Origin of the sequence: Streptomyces winkii (assembly GCF_032248595.1) — a bacterium.
GTDB lineage: Bacteria > Actinomycetota > Actinomycetes > Streptomycetales > Streptomycetaceae > Streptomyces > Streptomyces winkii.
This window is the reverse complement of record NZ_JASTTH010000024.1, coordinates 1-400: the sequence shown is the minus strand read 5'-3', so window position 1 is coordinate 400 and position 400 is coordinate 1. Positions and strand designations below refer to the sequence as shown.

The following is a 400-nucleotide window of genomic DNA, read 5'->3' as shown; positions in this document are numbered from 1 at the left end:
AAGCCGGTGGCCCAACCCCTTGTGGGAGGGAGCCGTCGAAGGTGGGACTGGCGATTGGGACGAAGTCGTAACAAGGTAGCCGTACCGGAAGGTGCGGCTGGATCACCTCCTTTCTAAGGAGCAGCCACGGCCTGACCCCCGCCGGGACACCTGGCAGGGGACGGGTTCAGAGGTGCCCAGTTCACCGGCGCGTGTCCGGTGCTGGATGCTCATGGGTGGAACGTTGACTATTCGCCGCCGCCGGCCTGGCGGCGTCTCTGAGTACTGCCTGCGTGTCTCGTCGGGGTTTTCCCGTCGGGCCGGTGGGTGTGGAACGGGGGCGCCGGGGTGGGGGGTGGTGGGCACACTGTTGGGTGTCTGAGAGAGCGAGCGGCCGCCGCTGCTGTTATCGGCTGTGTTT

At 66.8% G+C, this 400-nt stretch carries 1 rRNA gene; it reads left to right on the top strand.

Annotation, left to right across the window (positions count from 1 at the left end):
* Positions 1-113, top strand: a 16S ribosomal RNA gene (locus QQM67_RS30510); the annotation flags it as partial.
* Between the last annotated feature and the right edge of the window lie 287 nt (positions 114-400).